Here is a 17,933-nt window from a genome sequence, read left to right as displayed (position 1 = left end):
CCTCGCATCAGACGGTCCGGAGGCCGGGCGAGTGGTGGCGGCTGATGTTCTTCTCCAGCAGGGCGGTCGAGGCCCGTACGCCGACCGACGTACCGGGCGAGAACTCCGGGAGCCGGCCGTCGGCCTGCTTCAGCTCGCCGAGAGCGGTGTCGATGGCGGCGTGCGCGGCGAACAGGCAGGGCGTGCTGTAGATGGCCACCTGGCACTCCAGCTCGGTGAGTTCGGAGAGCGAGAGCCTCGGCGACCTGCCGCCCGCGATCTGGTTGAAGAGCAGCGGCTTGTCGTCGATGACCTTGCGGATGCGGCGGATCCACTCGACGTCCCGCACGCCGTCGACCAGCACCACATCCGCATCGGTCTCCGCGAGCGCCTGCGCGCGGCGCAGGATGTCCTCGTCCTCGGTGGCGTCGGTACGGGCCACGACCACCAGGTCCTGCCGGCTCTCCAGGACCAGATGCAGCTTCTCCAGGTACTCGGCCAGCGGCAGCACCCTCTTGCCGTCCGCGTGACCGCACCGGCGCGGGCGCTGCTGGTCCTCCAGGATGACGCCGGAGGCCCCGGCCCGCTCCAGCCGCTGCACCACGTGGCAGGCCACCTCCGGGTCCACGTAACCGTCGTCGATGTCGACCAGCAGATGGTGCGAGGGAAAGGCGAGCCGGAGCCGCTCCACGAACGCCACCATGTCCGGCCACGCGATGAAGCCGATGTCGGGCAACCCGTAGTGGGAGGCGGCGAAGCCGAAGCCGGAGACGAAGAAGCCGTCGTAGTGCCGGGCGGCGACCGACGCCGAGTACATGTCGTAGATGCCGATGAGCGGGGTGGTCCCGGGCGTGCGGATCTGCTCGCGCAGCGCGCTTCCGTAGCGCATGTCTCTCTCCTTGGGTGCGGCCGTGAACCACGGGTGGTGACGGACGCACCCCGGCGACGGCATGGGCACTCGACGGAAACCATGATCTCTTTGCGAGTGCTCGCATACATATACCGGCCCGGGACGGGCGCACCGCGCGCCGACACGCGTGCCCGACTGGTGCTGTGAAGCGGCGCGTTGACGACGCACCGCACCGCTGTGACGTGCCTTGGATCAGGTTCCGTGGCCGAAGGTCCACGCCTCGACATCGCGGTAGCGGATCGGCCCCGGGCCACGGCCGAAGTTGCTGCCGACCAGATGGAGCCGCTCGGCCGCCCAGACACGGCCGGAGAACCCGGCGAGGCTCGCGGCGACCTCCACCGCGGCGGAGTGATCGCCGCGGCGGGAACGGGCCAGGGTCAGATGGGGCCGCAACGGCCGGTCCGGGAAGGAGACACCGCACGCCTTGACGACATCGCGTACGTCGGTGGCCAGCCGGTGCAGCCCTTCGAGCTCCCCCGCGATCCCGCTCCACAGGACCCGCTCGTCGAAGTGCCCACCACCGCGCAACGCCAGCCGCAGGGGCCGGTGCCCGGCGGCGAGTTCGGCGAGCGGGGGCATCAGGAGCGGGACGGTGGCGAGCGGGAGTTCACCGAGGAACGCCAGGGTGATGTGCCAGTCCTCGATCCGGTTCCACCGCAGGCGCGGGTACTCCTCGTAGGCCGGAGCCAGCGCCCGCGCCAACTCGTCCTTGGCGTCGTCGGGCGGGGCGAGCGCCAGGAACACACGGATCGTCGTGGTCTGTTCACGGGCGTCCACGGCGGGCTCGGCGGCGGCTTCGGGCAGTTCGTTCACCTGCCGTACCGTACGTGCCGGCCCGGACCCGGGCACAACACGGGGCCGGTGTGCGGGCCGGGACGCGACAGCGCCTGCACCTGCTCGGCGAGACAGCCGGGCGAGTGGAGGCGACGACCGGAGGCCATCCGCCGGTGGGGAGGCCGTACGGGCCTGCCCGGTGGGGGCGGTGACCCTCTCCTCCGTCGACTCCGACCCGGCCCCGGGGCCGGTCATTCAGGCGGGGCCAGCTCCGTCAGCAACTGCCTGGTCTCCAGCATCAGTTCACCCGCGATGGCAGCCGCCGTCCCCTCCTCCTGATGGAAGGTGCCGGTGAGCGCGCCAAGGCCGTCCCACGCCCTCCGGTACGCCGCGTCCCGGCCGTCCCGCGAGGTGTCGGCCCCGGCCGGAGCCAGCAGCTCCGATTCCACCGCACACATGTGCGCGGCCTGCTCCAGTACGTCGGACAGCCCGCGGAAGAAGCCCGGTGACGGTTTCGCGAGCCCCGGGTCGTCGCCCGTACCGCTGAGGGTGCGGGTGACGGCCAGGACGCGGGTGCAGACACGGCCCCACCGCATGTCCTCTGCGAACGGCGGCGGCTTCGGGCCGGTGCGGCGCAGGCGGCCGCCCGGGTTCCAGCGCGCCCCCTCCAGCGCCCAGCGGCGGGCGTCGCTCACGTTCTGGAGCGACACCGTGAGGCGGGTGGCCATGAGGTGCCAGTGCTCGGCCTTCTCCGGGCCGTCCTCCTCGCGGAGCCCGCACGCCATCTCGTCGAGCAGTTCGGCGGTCTCCTGCGCGAGGCGGCCGAGACGGTCGCGGACGGAGCGGAGGTGGACCGGAGGCAGGATGAGGGCGTTGACCAGGATGCCGACCACCGCGCCGGTCAAGGTCTCCAGCAGCCGGTGCCCCACCGTGGAGGTGCTGGACGACCCGGCGGTGATCACGAAGAGCGCCGTGGTGGCACCGTAGATGCCCTGAGTTCCGAAGCGGCGGTAGTTCCCGAGCAGCATCATGAACGGCAGGGTCAGCAGCATCGCGGCCATGGTCTGGTCGCGGGTGAGGGCCATCGCGGCGGATGCCCAGACCGTACCGAGAGCGATGACGGCGAACTGCTGGGCCCCCGTACGGACCGACTGGTACACGGTTCCGGAGACCATGGCGAGAGCCGTCCACGGTGCCAGCAAGGCCATCGGGGCCTGGAGCCACCACCCGCTCAGAGCCCACGCCGCGATCGCCGCCGCCGCGGCCTTGAGGGACTGGACCAGCGTGTCCCGCTCCGGCCCGGACTCCTCGAACGCGTTGTGGACGGCCCGCCGCACCTGAGCCCACTCCCGCCCGAACCACTGCCGTACGGTCGTCCAACCCACCTTCCGCGCCACCCCTGCCCTCCCTCACAGCGTTGCCGCTCCTGCGTACGTTCGGCCGCCCCGCTACCGGCTGCCCCCGGACGAGGAGGGCGAACGTGACGACGGCGAGCGGCGGGTGGCGACGAGGCGGGGTGGACGGCTACACGCAGAGCGTGGCCCGGTCGTTCGGTCCTCGCGGCTCGGCACCGAGGTCGACGATAAGCAATCTCGCGGCATTTATGATGCTTTGATGCGATCTGCTCCTTGGTGGGCTCTGCTCTCCTCCGGGTGTGCCCCGGTGCTGCTGGTCGGTTCCTGGACGATCGCGCAGGCGCGGCAGGGCCCGGCCTACGACCCTGCGAAGCAGACCCTGAGTGTGCTGGCGTCCTACGGGGCGGGCAGCTACTGGCTGATGACGGGCATGCTGCTGGTGCTGGGCACCTGTTACGTGGTCACGGCGCACGCGCTCCGGGAGGCGGCGCTCGCCGGGCGTGTCGCTCTGGCCGGCGGCGGACTGTGCGCCCTGGCCCTGACGTTGGTGCCGGCGCCGAGCAGCGGCGGAGCCCTGGAGCACGGGGCCGTGGCCACGCTGGGCCTCGTCCTGCTGGCGGTCTGGCCTCCGCTGGCCGCCGTACGCGGAAGGGGGCCGGTGCCGTGGGGGCTGCGGCCGGATGTGGCGCTCGGCGCGAGCGCGTTCATGGGAGCGACCGCGTTCTGGTTCCTGGCCGAGCTGCAGAGCGCGGGGGCGCCCGGTATCGCCGAGCGGGTGGTGACGTTCGCCCAGGCGCTGTGGCCCTTCCTGGTGGTCGTCTCCTGCCGGCGGAGCGTGCGAGAGCGGGACACCGGCCCGTAGGCGTACCGCCGTCGCGCGCACCGGCCCCGCCGGCGTGGTGGCCGTCGACGAGGAGCTCGCGTGCCCTGGGTCAGGAAGGGGTGGGCCAGTTGCGCAGCAGGGCGTCGAGCGCGCCCAGGATCTCGGTCCAGCTCTCCTGGGAGTCGGGTGCGCTGTGGCTGAAGCCGCCGGCCGCCTCCAGGCCGACGTACCCGCTGAAGACGCTGCCCAGCAGCCGTACGGCATGCGTCTGCTGGGTCTCGTCCAGGTCGTAGCCGCGCAGGATGGCCCGCATCATCTGCGAATGCCGTACGCCGGCACTGGCGGCGGCCGCCTCCGCGTCGAGCCGGAACCCGGCTGCGGCGAAGCGCCCCGGGTGCTGGACGGCGTAGTCGCGGTACGTGTCGGCGAAGGCGGTGAGCGCGTCCTTCCCGGCCCGGCCCGCGAGAGCGGCGGAGGCCCGGTCGGCGAGCTCCTCCAGGGCGAGCAGCGCCATCTTCGTCTTGAGGTCGTGAGCGTTCTTGACGTGCGAATACAGGCTCGCGGTCCTGACGTCCAGCCGCCGGGCGAGCTCGGAAGGGGTCACCTGGTCGAAGCCGATCTCGTCCGCCAGCTCGGCCCCTGCCCGTACCACGCGCTCCGCGGCCGGTCCTGCCTTCGCCATGCCACCTCCGAACACTTCCCCGTGATTACCTAAGGAAATATACGTTTGCCTAAGATCTTTAGGCAAATTAGCGTGGCCGTCATGAAGCCGCTGACCGAGCAAGAGATCCGTACCGCGTTCGTGAACTGCACCAAGGGCGAGGCCAAGCGCCTGAACATCCCCCGTGGCCTGACCGAACAGCCCTGGGACGACCTGGACTTCCTGGGCTGGCGCGACCCGCAGGCTCCCGACCGCGCCTACCTTGTGGCCGCCTGGGACGACCGCCCGGTCGGCGTCCAGCTGCGCTCCTCGGACGCCGGCTCCTGGCAGACCCGCCGCAGCATGTGCTCGCTGTGCGTCACCGTCCACACCGGAGGCGTCTCCCTGCTGGTGGCCCCGAGGTCGGGGAAGGCCGGCCAGCAGGGAAACTCCGTCGGCGCCTACATGTGCAGCGACCTGGCCTGCTCGCTCTACGTACGCGGGAAGAAGGACGCCGGAGTCGGTTCACGGCTCCATGAGTCGCTCACCCTGGAGGAGAAGATCCAGCGGACCGTGACGAACCTCGCCGCGTTCATCGCCAAGGTGACCGCGTGACCCCATGGCCGCCGGCCCGGTCCGGACGGGTCCGCCACCCCGCGTACGGAGGCCGGGGTCAGGCAGGGAAGGGGGCCGCGTGGCGTGCCGAGCGGAGCGCGGTGGCCCACCACTCCAGCTGGTCCAGCAGCGCCTTGGCGTAGCCGGTGACCTCGGGCGCGAGGGGCCGGCCGTCCTCCCAGGCGGTGAAGTAGTTCGGGAAGGAGAGGCCTTCGCGGATGGTCACCGCGTGAAGCTCGGTGAGGACGTTCTCCAGGTGCAGGACCGCGTGGCGGCCGCCTGCCGCGCCGCCGTAGCTGACGAACGCGACGGCCTTGGCGGTCCACTGGGTGAAGTGCCAGTCGATGGCGGCCTTGAGCGATGCGGGATAGCTGTGGTTGTACTCCGGCGTGACGACGACGAACGCGTCGGCGCCTTCCAGTGCGGAGGTCAGTGGAGCCATCCCGGCGGGCCGGGGGTACTCGTCACCGGCGTCCTTCGGTGACGCGGCCGGCAGGGCCAGCGGGATGTCGAAGTCGGCCAGATCGACGACGGTCACATCGAAAGCGCCGTACGTACCTGCCTGTTCGGCGACCCATGAGGCCACGGCCGGGCCGAACCGCCCCTCACGGACGCTTCCGACGATGATCACGAGCTTGGGCTTGTTGTCCATGGCCACCACCCTCCGCACCCGGCGGGGCTCCCGCCAGACCGTGATCAGGCTGGCCCCCGCAGGGCCACCCTGGGCGCTCCCGAGGCCGGGGGAGCGCGCCGTATCCTCCGGAGCATGGGTACGCCGCTGGGGGATTTCATCCGGGCCAGGCGCGACAGCGTCCAGCCGCAGTCACTGGGGTTGCCGGACCGGGAGCGCCGCCGGGCGCCCGGACTGCGGCGCTCCGATCTCGCCGCGCGGGCGGGCGTCAGCGTCGAGTACCTGACCCGCCTGGAGCAGGGCCGCGACCGCAACCCGTCGGTCGCCGTGGTGAACGCCCTCGCCGACGCGCTGGCCCTGGACCCGCCGGAGCGCGATCACCTGCGCCACCTGTCGAAGATCACCGGCGGCGAATGCGTCGCCCAGACGGAGCCCGCGCCGCCTCGCCGCGACGTCCGTCCCGCCGTCCTGCGGACTCTCGCCCTCCTGGAGCCGGGGATCGCCATGGTGACCAACCGGCTGGGCGACGTCCTCGCCCGGACCGGCGGCTTCGAGGCGGTGGCGCGGGGCACCGGCCTGCTCGACGCCCCCTCGCCGAACCTCACCCGTTACGTGTTCACCGACCCCCGGGCCCGTACGTCCTTTACCGACTGGGACGAGGTCGCGGACGAACGGGCCTTCGAGCTGTGGTGCGGTCCTTCGGCGGCGGGCTTCGCGTCGTTCACCGCGGAGCTCGCGCCGGCCGCGGGCTCCGAGTTCACCCGCCGTCTGAACGGGCACGTTGTGCCACGGCGTGGGCCGTGGCGGCTCCACCACCCGTCCGGGTGCGAACTGGAGCTGATCCGCGAGACCCTCGAACTCCCCGACGACGCCCAACAGCTGGTCGTCCTCCTCCCGGCGGACGAGGCGACGGCTCGGGCCGTCGACGGACTCATCGGGCGCTCCTCCGGCCGGCTGCGAGCTGTCTGAACCCCTTCTCCGGCCCCTGAGTCTTCTTGCGGCCCGCCGAAACGCGGTGCCTACGGGAGCCGAGGGTCAGGGGCCAGGGGGCAGAGATCAGGGATCAGGGATCAGTGATCAAGGATCAGGGGAGATGCTTGCGGACCGCTCCGACGGCGTCCGTGACGCTCGCCGCGGCACTGCCCGTCACATCGCCGACCCGGCCGACGGCGGCATGCGCCTGGTGGCTGACCGCGTCGGAGGCGTGACCGGCGGCGTGGCGGGTGCGATAGGCGACCGAGGGCTTGCCATGGGTGTCGGCGGCGGCGATGAGGAGTCCGCCGAGCAGGGACGCGTTCTTGAAGAAGTGGATCCGCTGGGCCGCGCGCTGCTCCGGGTCCTCGATCGTCCAGAAACGGTGGGCCGCCAGGGTCGTCGGCACCAGGGTCACGGCGAGAGCCGCCGAGGCCAGGCGCGGTGCGCGTCCCAGCGCGAGCAGGAGGCCGGCGCCGAGCTGGACGGCGCCGTTGAGGCGGACGAGGCTCTCGGGATCTTCCGGCAACAGGGGCGTTCGCCGGGCGATGGCCGGGGAGACGCGGTCGGTCACGGGCTCGGCGACCGGAACCAGGGGCGCGGGATCGCGCACCGCGTTGTATCCGCCGCTGACGAACATCGAGGCCAGGAGGGGCCGGGCGACTCTGCGCAGAACAGTCATGACGGTCGGCTGCCCCGCCACGCGGAGAAGCACACGCTTCCGCGCTCGTCGTCCGTCGTTCGGCGGCAGTGCGGAGGGAGGCTGGTTCGCCCGCGATGCCACGTGGTGCCACATGGCGCCAGGTGGTGCCATGTGGCGCCATCCGCTGTCCTCTCAGGGGGTACGGGAAGGCTGGCTGCGGCCGAATCGCAGAGTCTCCTTGTCCCCGTTTTCGCAGTTCAGTCGGTTGTACCGCGCAATCGCGCTCGGGAGGGCGCCATAAGTGCTTGCACGTGGCGCCATGGTGGTGCCATCATGGCGTCATGGACCTCACCCCGTACGTCGACTCCCTCCGCCGCGAACTCGCGGTGGCCGCCGAAGCCGGTGGCGATGAAGCCCGCGCGCTGGCGGAGAGGCTCACCGCCCCTCTGGAGTCCGCGACCCGGCTGACCATGCTTCACGTGCTCTCCGCCGCGATGGACGAGGTCACGCGCGAGCTCGCTCCCGGTTCGGTGGACGTACGGCTGCGTGGGCTCGACCCCGACTTCGTGGTGACGCTGCCGCAGACCGGCGACGGGCCCGCCACGGAACCGGCCGGACCCGCCGAGCCGCTCAAGGCCCCGGCCGACGGTGACGAGGGCGCCGCCGCCCGGGTCAATCTGCGCCTGCCGGCCCACCTCAAAGCCCGCGCCGAGGAGGCTGCGGCCGGGGAAGGGCTCTCGGTCAACGCGTGGCTGGTGCGGGCGGTGTCGGCCGCGGTCGACGGCGGCACCCGGTCGCGTACGACGGTGAAAACCCGGACCGTCGGGCAGAGCTTCACGGGCTGGGTGCGCTGACGGCTCCCGGGCCCGTACCACTTCGCTCCCGTAACACTCCGCTCCGTACCACTTCACCTCCATCACGTCCCGTCAGCCGGGACGTCTCCCAGACCCACGAGGACGGAACAGCCATGCCTTCTTTCGACACCACCGAACCCATCTCGGTCACCGCGCATGTGGAGGCCGGCTCCATCCAGTTCACCGCGGGCGACGGCCCTCGGACCGTCGTCGACGTACGGCCCCGGGACCCGCAGCGGGACCAGGACGTGCGGACGGCCGGGCAGACCGGGGTCACGTACGCGGGCGGCGCACTCGCCGTGCGGACGCCCAAGCCCGGGCTGCTCGGCCGCATCGGCACCGTGGACGTGACGGTCGAACTGCCCGCAGGCTCGCGCGTCGACGTGACCGGTGCCTGGCTCCAGGTGCTCGGCGAGGGGCGGCTCGGCGAGGTCGGCGTGAAGACCTCGTCCGGCGACGTACGCCTCGACGCGACCGGCCCGCTGAAGCTGACCGCGTCACACGGCTCGATCACCGTGGACCGGGTCGACGGCCCGGCCGAGATCACCACCAGCTCCGGCAGTGTGCGCGTCGGCCTCGTGGACGGCCCCGCCGTCCTCAAGAACTCCCACGGCACCACGAGCGTCGACGCGGCAGGCGGCGACCTGCGGGTGAGAGGCGCCAACGGTGACATCCTCATCGCGCGCGCCGAGGGCTCGGTCACCGCAACCACCGCACACGGCACTCTGCGTCTCGCCGAGGTGGCCCGAGGAACAGTGCAGCTGGAGACCTCCTTCGGTGCCATCGAGGTCGGCGTCCGCGAGTCCACCGCCGCCTGGCTCGACGTCAGCTCGGGCTCCGGCCAGGTGCGCAACGCGCTGACCGCGTCGAAGGCCCCGGAGGAGGGTGAGGACACCGTCAGGATCCGAGCCCGCACCCGGTACGGCAACATCGACATCCGCCGCGCCAAGCCCTGACCTGGCAGGAACCGTCCCAGGCTCACCGGCTCTCTCCTGGCCGCCACGTTCGACGTCATCCACCTTCACAAGGGAGGGCCTCGTGCCCATGTCTGTCATGCCCACGCCCAGTCTGGCTGCTGGTCACGCGCCGCCGGCCGCGGTCTCCGCCGTCGGTCTGCGCAAGGCGTACGGCGGCAACACCGTCCTCGACGGCATCGACCTGCACATCCCGGCCGGATCGGTGTTCGCACTGCTCGGGCCGAACGGCGCCGGCAAGACCACCGTCGTCAAGATCCTCTCCACGCTCATCACCGCCGACGGGGGACAGGCCCAGGTCGCGGGTCACGACCTCGCCGCATCCCCGGACGGTGTACGGGCCGCGATCGGCGTCACCGGGCAGTTCTCCGCCGTCGACGGGCTGATCACCGGCGAGGAGAACATGCTCCTCATGGCGGACCTGCACCACCTGCCCCGGCGCGAGGGCCGACGGGTCGCCGCGGAGCTGCTGGAACGGTTCGGCCTCACCGACGCCGCCGAGAAGCCCGCGCAGAGCTACTCCGGCGGGATGAAGCGCCGCCTCGACATCGCCATGACCCTCGTCGGCGACCCGAAGATCATCTTCCTCGACGAGCCGACCACCGGCCTCGACCCGCGCTCCCGCCGCACGCTGTGGCAGATCATCCGCGACCTCGTGGCGGCAGGCACCACCGTCTTCCTCACCACCCAGTACCTGGAGGAGGCCGACCAGCTCGCCGACCGTATCGCCGTGCTCGACGGCGGCAGGATCGTCGCCGAGGGCACCGCGGACGAGCTGAAACGGCTCGTCCCCGGCGGACATGTACGACTGCGCTTCCTCGACCCGGCCGCGTACGGGACCGCGGCCGCCGCGCTTCCCGACGTCAGCCGGGACGATGACGCGCTCGTCCTGCGGGTTCCCAGCGACGGCAGCCAGCGGGAACTGCGCGCCGTCCTCGGCCGACTGGAGTCGGCCGGTGCCGAGGCGGACGAACTGACCCTGCACACGCCCGACCTCGACGACGTGTTCTTCGCCCTGACCGGCGCCACCGTGACCGGTGAGGCCGGTGAGGTCGGCGTGACCGAGCAGGCCGGCGTGACCGATGAGACCGAGCAGACCGTCCGGACCGACCAGCCCGAGGAGACCGCCCGATGAGCTCGCTCACCCTCGCCGTACGCGATTCGTCCACGATGCTCCGCCGCAACCTCCTGCACGCGCGGCGCTATCCGTCCCTCACCCTGAACCTGCTGCTCACACCGATCGTGCTGCTCCTGCTCTTCGTCTACATCTTCGGCGACGCGATGAGCTCGGTCATCGGCAGCGGCGGCCCCGACCGCTCCGCGTACATCGCGTACGTCGTCCCGGGCCTGCTGCTGATGACGATCGGCAGCACCGTGGTCGGCACCGCCGTCTCCGTCTCCAACGACATGACCGAGGGCATCATCGCCCGCTTCCGCACGATGGCGATCCACCGGCCCTCGGTGCTCATCGGCCATGTCGTCGGCAGCGTGCTGCAGTCGGTCCTCAGCGTGGTCCTCGTGGGCGTCGTCGCCTTCGCCATCGGCTTCCGCTCCACGGACGCGACCGCCGTGGAATGGCTGGCGGCGTTCGGGCTGCTCGTCCTCTTCGCCACGGCGCTCACCTGGATCGCGGTCGGCATGGGGCTGGTCAGCCCGAACGCCGAGGCCGCGAGCAACAACGCGATGCCGCTGATCCTGCTGCCGCTCCTCTCCAGCGCCTTCACCCCGGTCGGCTCCATGCCCGGCTGGTTCCGGCCGATCGCCGAGTATCAGCCGTTCACGCCGGCCATCGAGACCCTGCGGGGCCTGCTGCTCGGCAGCGAGATCGGCCACCACGGGTGGCTCGCCCTCGCCTGGTGCCTGGGACTCGCGGCGCTCGGCTACTTCTGGTCGGCCGCGAAGTTCAACCGCGACCCGAGGTGACGGCGGTGGTGGCGCGGGCCGGGGAAGTTCCCCGGCCCGCGCCACACCGACTCAGCAGGCGGTGGGCCGGGCGTTCATCACGCGACGGTCCACTTCTGGCATCACGCTACGGTCCACTTCTGGTTGGGGGTGCCGGAGCAGGTCCACAGCTGGGTGCGGGTGCCGTTGGCCGAGGAGTTGCCGATGGCGTCGAGGCACTTGTCGGCCGGGATGGAGACGATGTCGCGGGCGGCGGGGACCGCCCAGCGCTGGGCGCCGGTCCCGTTGCAGTCCCACAGCTGGACGAGCGTGCCGTTGGCGGTGGATCCGTCCTTGGCGTCGAGGCACTTGCCTAGGGCGCGGATGGTGCCGTCGGAGCGGACGTCCCACTGCTGAGCGGCGGTGCCGTTGCAGTCGTAGAGCTGGACGGCGGTGCCGTTGGCCGAGGATGCTCCCGCCACGTCGAGGCACTTTCCGCCGATGCCCCGGATGGTCTTGGCGCCGGCGGGCGGCGTGTCGGTGGTCACGCGCACGTAGTCCACGACGAGTTGCTGCGGGAACCGGGTGGAGCTGTCGGGGTCGCCGGGCCAGTAGCCGCCGACCGCGAGGTTCAGGATCATGAAGAAGGGCTTGTTGAACACCCACTCCCGGCCGCCGAGGTCCGCCGGGGTGCGGGTCTGGTAGACGTTCCCGTTCACCGACCACCTGATGGAGTTGGGGCTCCAGTCGATGGCGAAGGTGTGGAAGTTGTCCGCGAAGGCGGCGCCACCCGGCAGGGTGTAGCCGGCGCCGATGCCGCCGGAGCCGGAGTAGCCCGGTCCGTGGAGCGTGCCGTGGACGGTGCCCGGCTCGAAACCGACGTTCTCCATGATGTCGATCTCGCCCGCGGCCGGCCAGCCCACGCTGCCCATGTTGTTGCCGAGCATCCAGAAGGCGGGCCAGATGCCCTGACCGCGCGGGAGCTTCATACGGGCTTCGACGCGTCCGTACTGGGCGGTGAACTTGCCGGCCGTGTTGAGCCGGGCCGAGGTGTACTCGCACCGCCCGTACCAACAGTTGTAGTTGGCCGGATTCTCTCTCTTCGCTGTGATGACGAGGTTGCCCTGCCCGTCGAGCGCGGCGTTGTTCGTGCCCGAGGTGTAGTACTGCCGCTCGTGGTTGTTGACGTTGTCGCCGGTCTCCAGCTGCCACCTGGAGGTGTTGACGCCGGAACCGGCCGGGCCGTCGAAGTTCTCGTCGAAGGTCACGGCGGCGGGGGTGACGGCACCGGCGGCCGGGGCCGGGGCTGCCTGCACGGCGGTGGGGGTGAGGGCCGCGAGGCCGAGGCAGGCGGCCGCCGCCAGCCAGGTGAGGGATCTGTGGCGCCAGGACGTGCGCATGGGGCATCACATCGCTTTCGTGGGGGCGTGCGGAGACAGGCGGGGACCGGCAGATAAGACGTGTCCATGACAGATTGACGGCTGTTCCTGGGTGCCGACAGCCCTTGAGCGGACACGAAGTGCAGTGATGTGGGGATTGCCGGGGCGGCAGTGTTCAACAGTTGGCGCTATCGATTTAAGGAGCGCACCGCAGGCCCGTCAAGGCGTTCGTCTGGACCAATTCCCCTATGGCGTACGCGAAGTGACGGAACAACAGGCCCGAACGGCGCGGCCTCCGGGCGCCGCCGCGCCCTCGCGAGGGCCGGCACACCACCTCCGTACGCGCACCTCGGCGGAGAGTTCGACCAGCCGCTTTGTCCCGCCAGTAGAGAAAGTTGAGGCTGACTACGTCAAAGGGCTTTCTGGTCCGCGAAAAAGCCATTACCTTCCTGCTCTGTACCGAACGACAGGACCTGAGCGCTCCTCCCTCCCCCCGGGAGCACCCAGGTCTCCGGCGCGACGGCGCGCGCCTGTGCTCCAGACCCCACCCCGTCACCACACGGAGGACGCGCGTGCACAGGAGACTCACCCGACCCGTCGCGGCACTGGCCTGCGCCTTGCTCGCCGCCGCGGGTGCCCTCACCGTCCAGCAGAGACCCGCCCTAGCGGCACCCGACCCCGTGGCAAGCGTCGCTGCCGACGAGTTCCAGCAGGTCACCCTCGCCAAAGGCGTGGCCGAGACCGGCGAGCCCATGACGCTCGCGGTGCTGCCCGACCGGTCCGTCCTGCACACCTCACGGGACGGCACCCTCCGCCTCACCGACGCCGCCGGCACCACGAAGACCGCCGGAAAACTGGACGTCTACTCGCACGACGAGGAGGGCCTGCAAGGTGTGGGCGTGGACCCGGCGTTCACGGCCAACCGCTTCGTCTACCTCTACTACGCGCCGAAGCTGACCACCCCGGCAGGCGACGCGCCCGCCAACGGGTCGGCGGCCGACTTCGCCCCCTTCGACGGCGTGAACCGGCTCTCGCGTTTCGTCCTCAGGACCGACGGAACCCTCGACACCGCCAGCGAGAAGAAGGTCCTCGACGTCCCCGCGAGCCGCGGCCTGTGCTGCCATGTCGGCGGTGACATCGACTTCGACGCCCAGGGGAACCTGTACCTCTCCACCGGTGACGACAGCAACCCCTTCGCCTCCGACGGCTACACCCCCATCGACGAGCGGGCGAACCGCAACCCCGCGTACGACGCGCAGCGCTCCTCCGGCAACACCAACGACCTGCGCGGCAAGGTGCTGCGGATCAAGGTCGCCGCCGACGGCAGCTACACCATCCCGTCCGGCAACCTCTTCGCGCCCGGAACCGCGCGGACCAGGCCGGAGATCTACGCCATGGGCTTCCGCAACCCCTTCCGGATGAGTGTCGACAAGCCCACCGGCATCGTCTACCTCGGCGACTACGGCCCCGACGCGGGCACGGCGAACGCGGGACGCGGACCGGCCGGGCAGGTCGAGTTCAACCGGATCACCAAGGCCGGCAACTACGGCTGGCCCTACTGCGTCGGCACCAACAGCCCGTACGTGGACTACAACTTCGCCACGTCCACCTCGGGCGCCACCTTCTCCTGCGCCGCGCCGAAGAACACCTCACCGAACAACACCGGCCTGACCGACCTCCCGTCGGCCCAGCCCGCCTGGATCCCGTACGACGGCGGCTCCGTGCCCGAGTTCGGCGGCGGTTCCGAGTCACCGATGGGCGGTCCGGTCTACCGGTACGACGCGGCCTCGACCTCCACGGTCAAGTTCCCGCAGAGCTTCGACGGCGACTACTTCGCGGGCGAGTTCGGCCGCAAGTGGATCAAGCGCATCGAGCAGGGCTCCGACGGCACCGTACAGTCGATCAACGCCTTCCCCTGGCAGGGCACCCAGGTCATGGACATGGCCTTCGGCCCGGACGGCGCGCTGTACGTCCTCGACTACGGCACCGGCTACTTCAACGGGGACGCCAACAGCGCGGTCTACCGCATCGAGTACGTCACCGGAGGCCGCGCCCCGCTCGCCAAGGCCACCGCCAACCGCACATCGGGCCAGGCCCCGCTGGCGGTCGCGTTCTCCTCGGCCGGCACCTCCGACCCTGACGGCGACCCGCTGACGTACGCCTGGAAGTTCGGCGACGGCGCCACCTCCACGGCCGCGAACCCCTCCCACACCTACACCGCCAACGGCCGCTATACCGCCGAACTGACCGTCTCCGACGGTACCGGCAACACCGCCACCGCCTCCGTCCTCATCACCGTCGGCAACACCGCACCCACCGTCACCCTCGAGCTGCCCGCCGACGGTTCGATCATCGATCCGGGCGCGGCCGTCCCCTTCAAGGTCACCGTCACCGACCCCGAGGACGGCACGATCGACTGTTCCAAGGTGAAGGTCACCTTCATCATCGGCCACGACAGCCACGGTCACCCGCAGACCTCCGCCACCGGCTGCTCCGGCACCGTACAGACCATCGCCGACGGTGAACACGACCCGAACGCCAACATCTTCGGCGTCTGGGACGCCGAGTACACCGACAAGGGAGCGAACGGGCAGCCCGCCCTGACCACGCACGACCAGAACATCAGCCAGGGCAGCAAGCGCCAGGCCGAGCACTTCGGCGGCTCCTCCGGCATCCAGATCGTCGACAAGGCCTCGGCCAACGGCGGCAAGACCGTCGGCTACATCGACAACAACGACTGGATCTCCTTCACGCCGTACCTCCTCTCCAACGCCACCAAACTGACCGCCCGGGTCTCCTCCGGCGGATCGGGAGGCACGCTGGAGGTACGGGCCGGCTCACCCACCGGCACGCTGCTCGGCTCGGCCGCGGTCCCGGTCACCGGCGGCTGGGACACCTTCCGCGACGTGAGCGCCGACCTGACCAGCCGTCCGGCCGCCACCACCACGCTCTACCTCGTCTTCAAGGGTGGCAGCGGCTCGCTCTTCGACCTGGACGACTTCACCTTCACCACTGGCCAGACCACCCCGGCCGGCCGTGACCTGAAGGGCATCGGCGGCAAGTGCGCGGAGGCCGCGGGCGGGGCGAGCGCGGACGGCACGCAGATCCAGCTGTGGACGTGCAACCAGACGGCCGCGCAGAAGTGGACGGCCGGTGCGGACGACACGTACCGGGCACTCGGCAAGTGCCTGGACGTGAGCGGTGCCGGTACGGCGGACGGTACGAAGATCCAGCTGTACGGATGCAACGGCACGGGCGCCCAGAAGTGGGTGGCCCAGGCCGACGGCACGTTGAAGAACCCCTCCTCCGGCAAGTGCCTGGACGCTGCCGGGGTCTCCTCGGCGGACGGCACGAAGCTCCATCTGTGGACCTGCCACACCGGCGCCAACCAGAAGTGGAGCCTGTCATGAGCCGACGACTCACCCGTCTCGCCAGCTGGGCCGCCTGCGGGCTGCTCGCCGCCGCCACTCTGCCCGCGGCGGTCTCCACGGCCGCCGCACCGGGCCAGGAGGCACCCGTCGTCACGTCGGCGGCCTCTGCACCGGGCCAGGAGGCGCCCGTCGTTACGTCGGCAGCCGCCGCCGACCCCGCGTACGACGTGCTGGTCTTCTCCAAGACCGCCGGTTTCCGGCACGATTCCATCCCGGCGGGCGTCACGGCCCTGCGCCAGCTGGGCGCCGCCAACAACTTCACCGTCACGGCGACCGAGGACGCCGCTGCGTTTACCTCTGCGAATCTTGCCGGCTACGAGGCGGTGGTCTTCCTCTCCACCACCGGCGACGTCCTCAACGCCGCTCAGCAGACCGCCTTCGAGGGGTACATCGAGGCGGGCGGCGGCTACGTCGGCATCCACGCTGCGGCCGACACCGAGTACGACTGGGCCTGGTACGGCGGTCTGGCCGGTGCTCTGTTCAAGTCCCACCCGCACATCCAGCCGGCCACGGTCAAGGTGGAGGACCGTGCTCATGACGCCACCGCGCACCTCGGCCCGACCTGGCAGCGGACCGACGAGTGGTACGACTACCGCACCAACCCCAGGACCTCGGCCCACGTCCTGGCCTCGCTCGACGAGTCCACCTACAGCGGCGGCACGATGGGCGGCGACCATCCGATCGCCTGGTGCAAGGACTACCGGGGCGGGCGCGCCTTCTACACCGGTGGTGGTCACACCGCGGAGTCGTACGCCGAACCCGCCTTCCGCCGGCACCTGCTCGGTGGGATCCGCTGGGCCGCGGAGATGACCGAGGCCGACTGCCGCCCGGAGGCGGGTTACACCACCTTGTTCGGCAGCTCGGGGGCCGCGGGCTGGAAGCAGGCGGGTCCGGGGTTCTTCGCCGACAGTGATCACACGCTGACTTCGCGGGGTGGTCTGGGGTTGTTGTGGTATCAGGCGAGGGAGTACGGGTCTTATTCCCTCAAGCTCGATTGGCGTCTGGCGGGTGACGGCAATTCCGGTGTTTTTGTGGGGTTTCCGGCCTCTGAGGACCCGTGGTCTGCGGTGAGCAATGGTTATGAGATCCAGATCGACGCTACCGATGCTCCTGACCGTACGACGGGTGCGGTTTACGGTTTCAAGTCCGCTGACCTGGCCGTACGGGACGCGGCTCTGAACCCGCCGGGGGAGTGGAACACGTATGAGGTCAGGGTCGAGGGTGAGCGTCTGCAGCTTTTCCTCAACGGCCGTAAGATCAACGACTTCACCAATACCGACCCTGCCCGCAGCCTCCGGCAGGGTCACGTCGGCCTGCAGAACCACGGTGAGGGCGACGAGGTGTCCTTCCGTAACATCCGCGTCAAGGAGCTCGGCGGTACGACCGGGCCCAAAGAGGGGGCTGTCACCGGCATCGGCGGCAAGTGTGTCGATGTGGCGGACGGGTCGGGTGCGGACGGTACGCAGGTCCGGCTGTGGACGTGCAACGGGTCGGCTGCGCAGAGGTGGACGGCCGGTGCGGATGACACGCTGCGGGCGCTGGGCAAGTGCCTGGACGTGAGCGGTGCGGGTACGGCGGACGGTACGAGGATCCAGCTGTACGGGTGCAACGGCACGGGCGCGCAGAGGTGGGTGCCGCAGCCGGACGGCACGTTGAAGAACCCGTCCTCCGGCAAGTGCCTGGACGCTTCGGGGGTTTCGTCGGCGGACGGTACGAGGCTGCACTTGTGGTCCTGCCATGGCGGTGCCAATCAGAGGTGGGTGCTGCCGGGCTGAGTGGTCCTTTTGGCTCCGGGGTCACTGCGGGAGGCGGTGGCTCCGGGACCGGCCGCCTCGCGGGGCCGGTGGCGGCGGCGGGGCGCAGCGCCGAACGCGCCCGCCGCCGTCCTTCGCGTGCCGGGGGGTGCGGGTCGGGCTGTCCGGTCCGGCGGGGCTTCGGCCTGCAAGCCGCGCCGGGGCATCGGGTCATCGGGTCATCGGGGTGAACCGGGGCCCATCTCGTGCAGGCCTCCATCTGCCTTGTGAGGGAAAGGAGTTGAGCCGGGCTCGTTGACAGTGTCTCGTCCCGGCAGG

At 70.8% G+C, this 17,933-nt stretch carries 16 protein-coding genes; 9 read left to right on the top strand and 7 right to left on the bottom strand.

What is annotated here, in order from left to right:
• Positions 1-7: 7 nt before the first annotated feature.
• From ACQP09_RS00145 to ACQP09_RS00135, 3 genes are all read right to left on the bottom strand, one after another.
• Positions 8-868 (bottom strand): isocitrate lyase/PEP mutase family protein, encoded by an 861-nt coding sequence (locus tag ACQP09_RS00145; protein WP_433394904.1) that lies wholly within the window; start codon positions 866-868, stop codon positions 8-10.
• Positions 869-1,081: 213 nt separating this feature from the next.
• Positions 1,082-1,702, bottom strand: a complete 621-nt coding sequence (thpR, locus tag ACQP09_RS00140) for an RNA 2',3'-cyclic phosphodiesterase (protein WP_433394903.1) — start codon at positions 1,700-1,702, stop codon at positions 1,082-1,084.
• Positions 1,703-1,914: 212 nt separating this feature from the next.
• Positions 1,915-3,060 (bottom strand): FUSC family protein, encoded by a 1,146-nt coding sequence (locus ACQP09_RS00135; protein ID WP_433394901.1) that lies wholly within the window; start codon positions 3,058-3,060, stop codon positions 1,915-1,917.
• A gap of 217 nt (positions 3,061-3,277) precedes the next feature.
• Here ACQP09_RS00135 and ACQP09_RS00130 point away from each other — a divergent pair, with 217 nt between their 5' ends.
• Positions 3,278-3,880: a DUF998 domain-containing protein gene (locus ACQP09_RS00130; RefSeq protein ID WP_433394900.1), complete on the top strand. Its 603-nt coding sequence runs from the start codon at positions 3,278-3,280 to the stop codon at positions 3,878-3,880.
• A 70-nt stretch (positions 3,881-3,950) separates the two neighbouring features.
• Here ACQP09_RS00130 and ACQP09_RS00125 read toward each other — a convergent pair whose 3' ends face one another.
• On the bottom strand, positions 3,951-4,523 hold the full coding sequence (locus ACQP09_RS00125) for a TetR/AcrR family transcriptional regulator (RefSeq protein WP_433394899.1): 573 nt from the start codon (positions 4,521-4,523) through the stop codon (positions 3,951-3,953).
• Positions 4,524-4,604: 81 nt separating this feature from the next.
• Here ACQP09_RS00125 and ACQP09_RS00120 point away from each other — a divergent pair, with 81 nt between their 5' ends.
• Positions 4,605-5,096, top strand: coding sequence for an FBP domain-containing protein (locus ACQP09_RS00120; RefSeq protein ID WP_433394897.1), 492 nt, complete (start codon positions 4,605-4,607; stop codon positions 5,094-5,096).
• A gap of 58 nt (positions 5,097-5,154) precedes the next feature.
• Here ACQP09_RS00120 and ACQP09_RS00115 read toward each other — a convergent pair whose 3' ends face one another.
• Positions 5,155-5,748, bottom strand: coding sequence for an NADPH-dependent FMN reductase (locus ACQP09_RS00115; protein WP_433394895.1), 594 nt, complete (start codon positions 5,746-5,748; stop codon positions 5,155-5,157).
• Between the two features lie 114 nt (positions 5,749-5,862).
• Here ACQP09_RS00115 and ACQP09_RS00110 point away from each other — a divergent pair, with 114 nt between their 5' ends.
• Positions 5,863-6,696: a helix-turn-helix transcriptional regulator gene (locus ACQP09_RS00110; RefSeq protein ID WP_433394894.1), complete on the top strand. Its 834-nt coding sequence runs from the start codon at positions 5,863-5,865 to the stop codon at positions 6,694-6,696.
• A 115-nt stretch (positions 6,697-6,811) separates the two neighbouring features.
• On the opposite strand, the gene ACQP09_RS00105 is transcribed toward ACQP09_RS00110, so the two are convergent.
• Positions 6,812-7,381, bottom strand: coding sequence for a DoxX family protein (locus ACQP09_RS00105; protein WP_433394892.1), 570 nt, complete (start codon positions 7,379-7,381; stop codon positions 6,812-6,814).
• 302 nt (positions 7,382-7,683) lie between these two features.
• Here ACQP09_RS00105 and ACQP09_RS00100 point away from each other — a divergent pair, with 302 nt between their 5' ends.
• The 4 genes from ACQP09_RS00100 (at position 7,684) to ACQP09_RS00085 (ending at position 11,093) form a co-directional block, all read left to right on the top strand.
• Complete coding sequence (locus ACQP09_RS00100; RefSeq protein WP_433394890.1) at positions 7,684-8,196, top strand: toxin-antitoxin system HicB family antitoxin; 513 nt, start codon at positions 7,684-7,686, stop codon at positions 8,194-8,196.
• Positions 8,197-8,309: 113 nt separating this feature from the next.
• Positions 8,310-9,152 (top strand): DUF4097 family beta strand repeat-containing protein, encoded by an 843-nt coding sequence (locus tag ACQP09_RS00095; protein ID WP_433394889.1) that lies wholly within the window; start codon positions 8,310-8,312, stop codon positions 9,150-9,152.
• A 97-nt stretch (positions 9,153-9,249) separates the two neighbouring features.
• The gene (locus ACQP09_RS00090; RefSeq protein WP_433394887.1) at positions 9,250-10,305 is read left to right on the top strand and encodes an ATP-binding cassette domain-containing protein; all 1,056 of its coding nucleotides are present in this window, start codon (positions 9,250-9,252) and stop codon (positions 10,303-10,305) included.
• The gene (locus ACQP09_RS00085; protein WP_433394885.1) at positions 10,302-11,093 is read left to right on the top strand and encodes an ABC transporter permease; all 792 of its coding nucleotides are present in this window, start codon (positions 10,302-10,304) and stop codon (positions 11,091-11,093) included. The genes ACQP09_RS00090 and ACQP09_RS00085 overlap by 4 nt, the downstream gene beginning before the upstream one ends.
• Before the next feature lie 101 nt (positions 11,094-11,194).
• On the opposite strand, the gene ACQP09_RS00080 is transcribed toward ACQP09_RS00085, so the two are convergent.
• Positions 11,195-12,451, bottom strand: coding sequence for a family 16 glycosylhydrolase (locus ACQP09_RS00080; protein ID WP_433394883.1), 1,257 nt, complete (start codon positions 12,449-12,451; stop codon positions 11,195-11,197).
• Positions 12,452-13,002: 551 nt separating this feature from the next.
• On the opposite strand from ACQP09_RS00080, the gene ACQP09_RS00075 reads away from it, so the two are divergent.
• Positions 13,003-15,840 (top strand): PQQ-dependent sugar dehydrogenase, encoded by a 2,838-nt coding sequence (locus tag ACQP09_RS00075; RefSeq protein WP_433394881.1) that lies wholly within the window; start codon positions 13,003-13,005, stop codon positions 15,838-15,840.
• The gene (locus tag ACQP09_RS00070; RefSeq protein ID WP_433394880.1) at positions 15,837-17,636 is read left to right on the top strand and encodes a ThuA domain-containing protein; all 1,800 of its coding nucleotides are present in this window, start codon (positions 15,837-15,839) and stop codon (positions 17,634-17,636) included. Before ACQP09_RS00075 ends, ACQP09_RS00070 begins: the two co-directional genes overlap by 4 nt.
• Positions 17,637-17,933 lie beyond the last annotated feature (297 nt).

The organism is Streptomyces sp. CA-146814, from assembly GCF_050942385.1.
Taxonomy (GTDB): domain Bacteria; phylum Actinomycetota; class Actinomycetes; order Streptomycetales; family Streptomycetaceae; genus Streptomyces.
The sequence above is the reverse complement of the archived record's forward strand: the minus strand, read 5'-3'. Positions and strand labels throughout refer to the sequence as shown.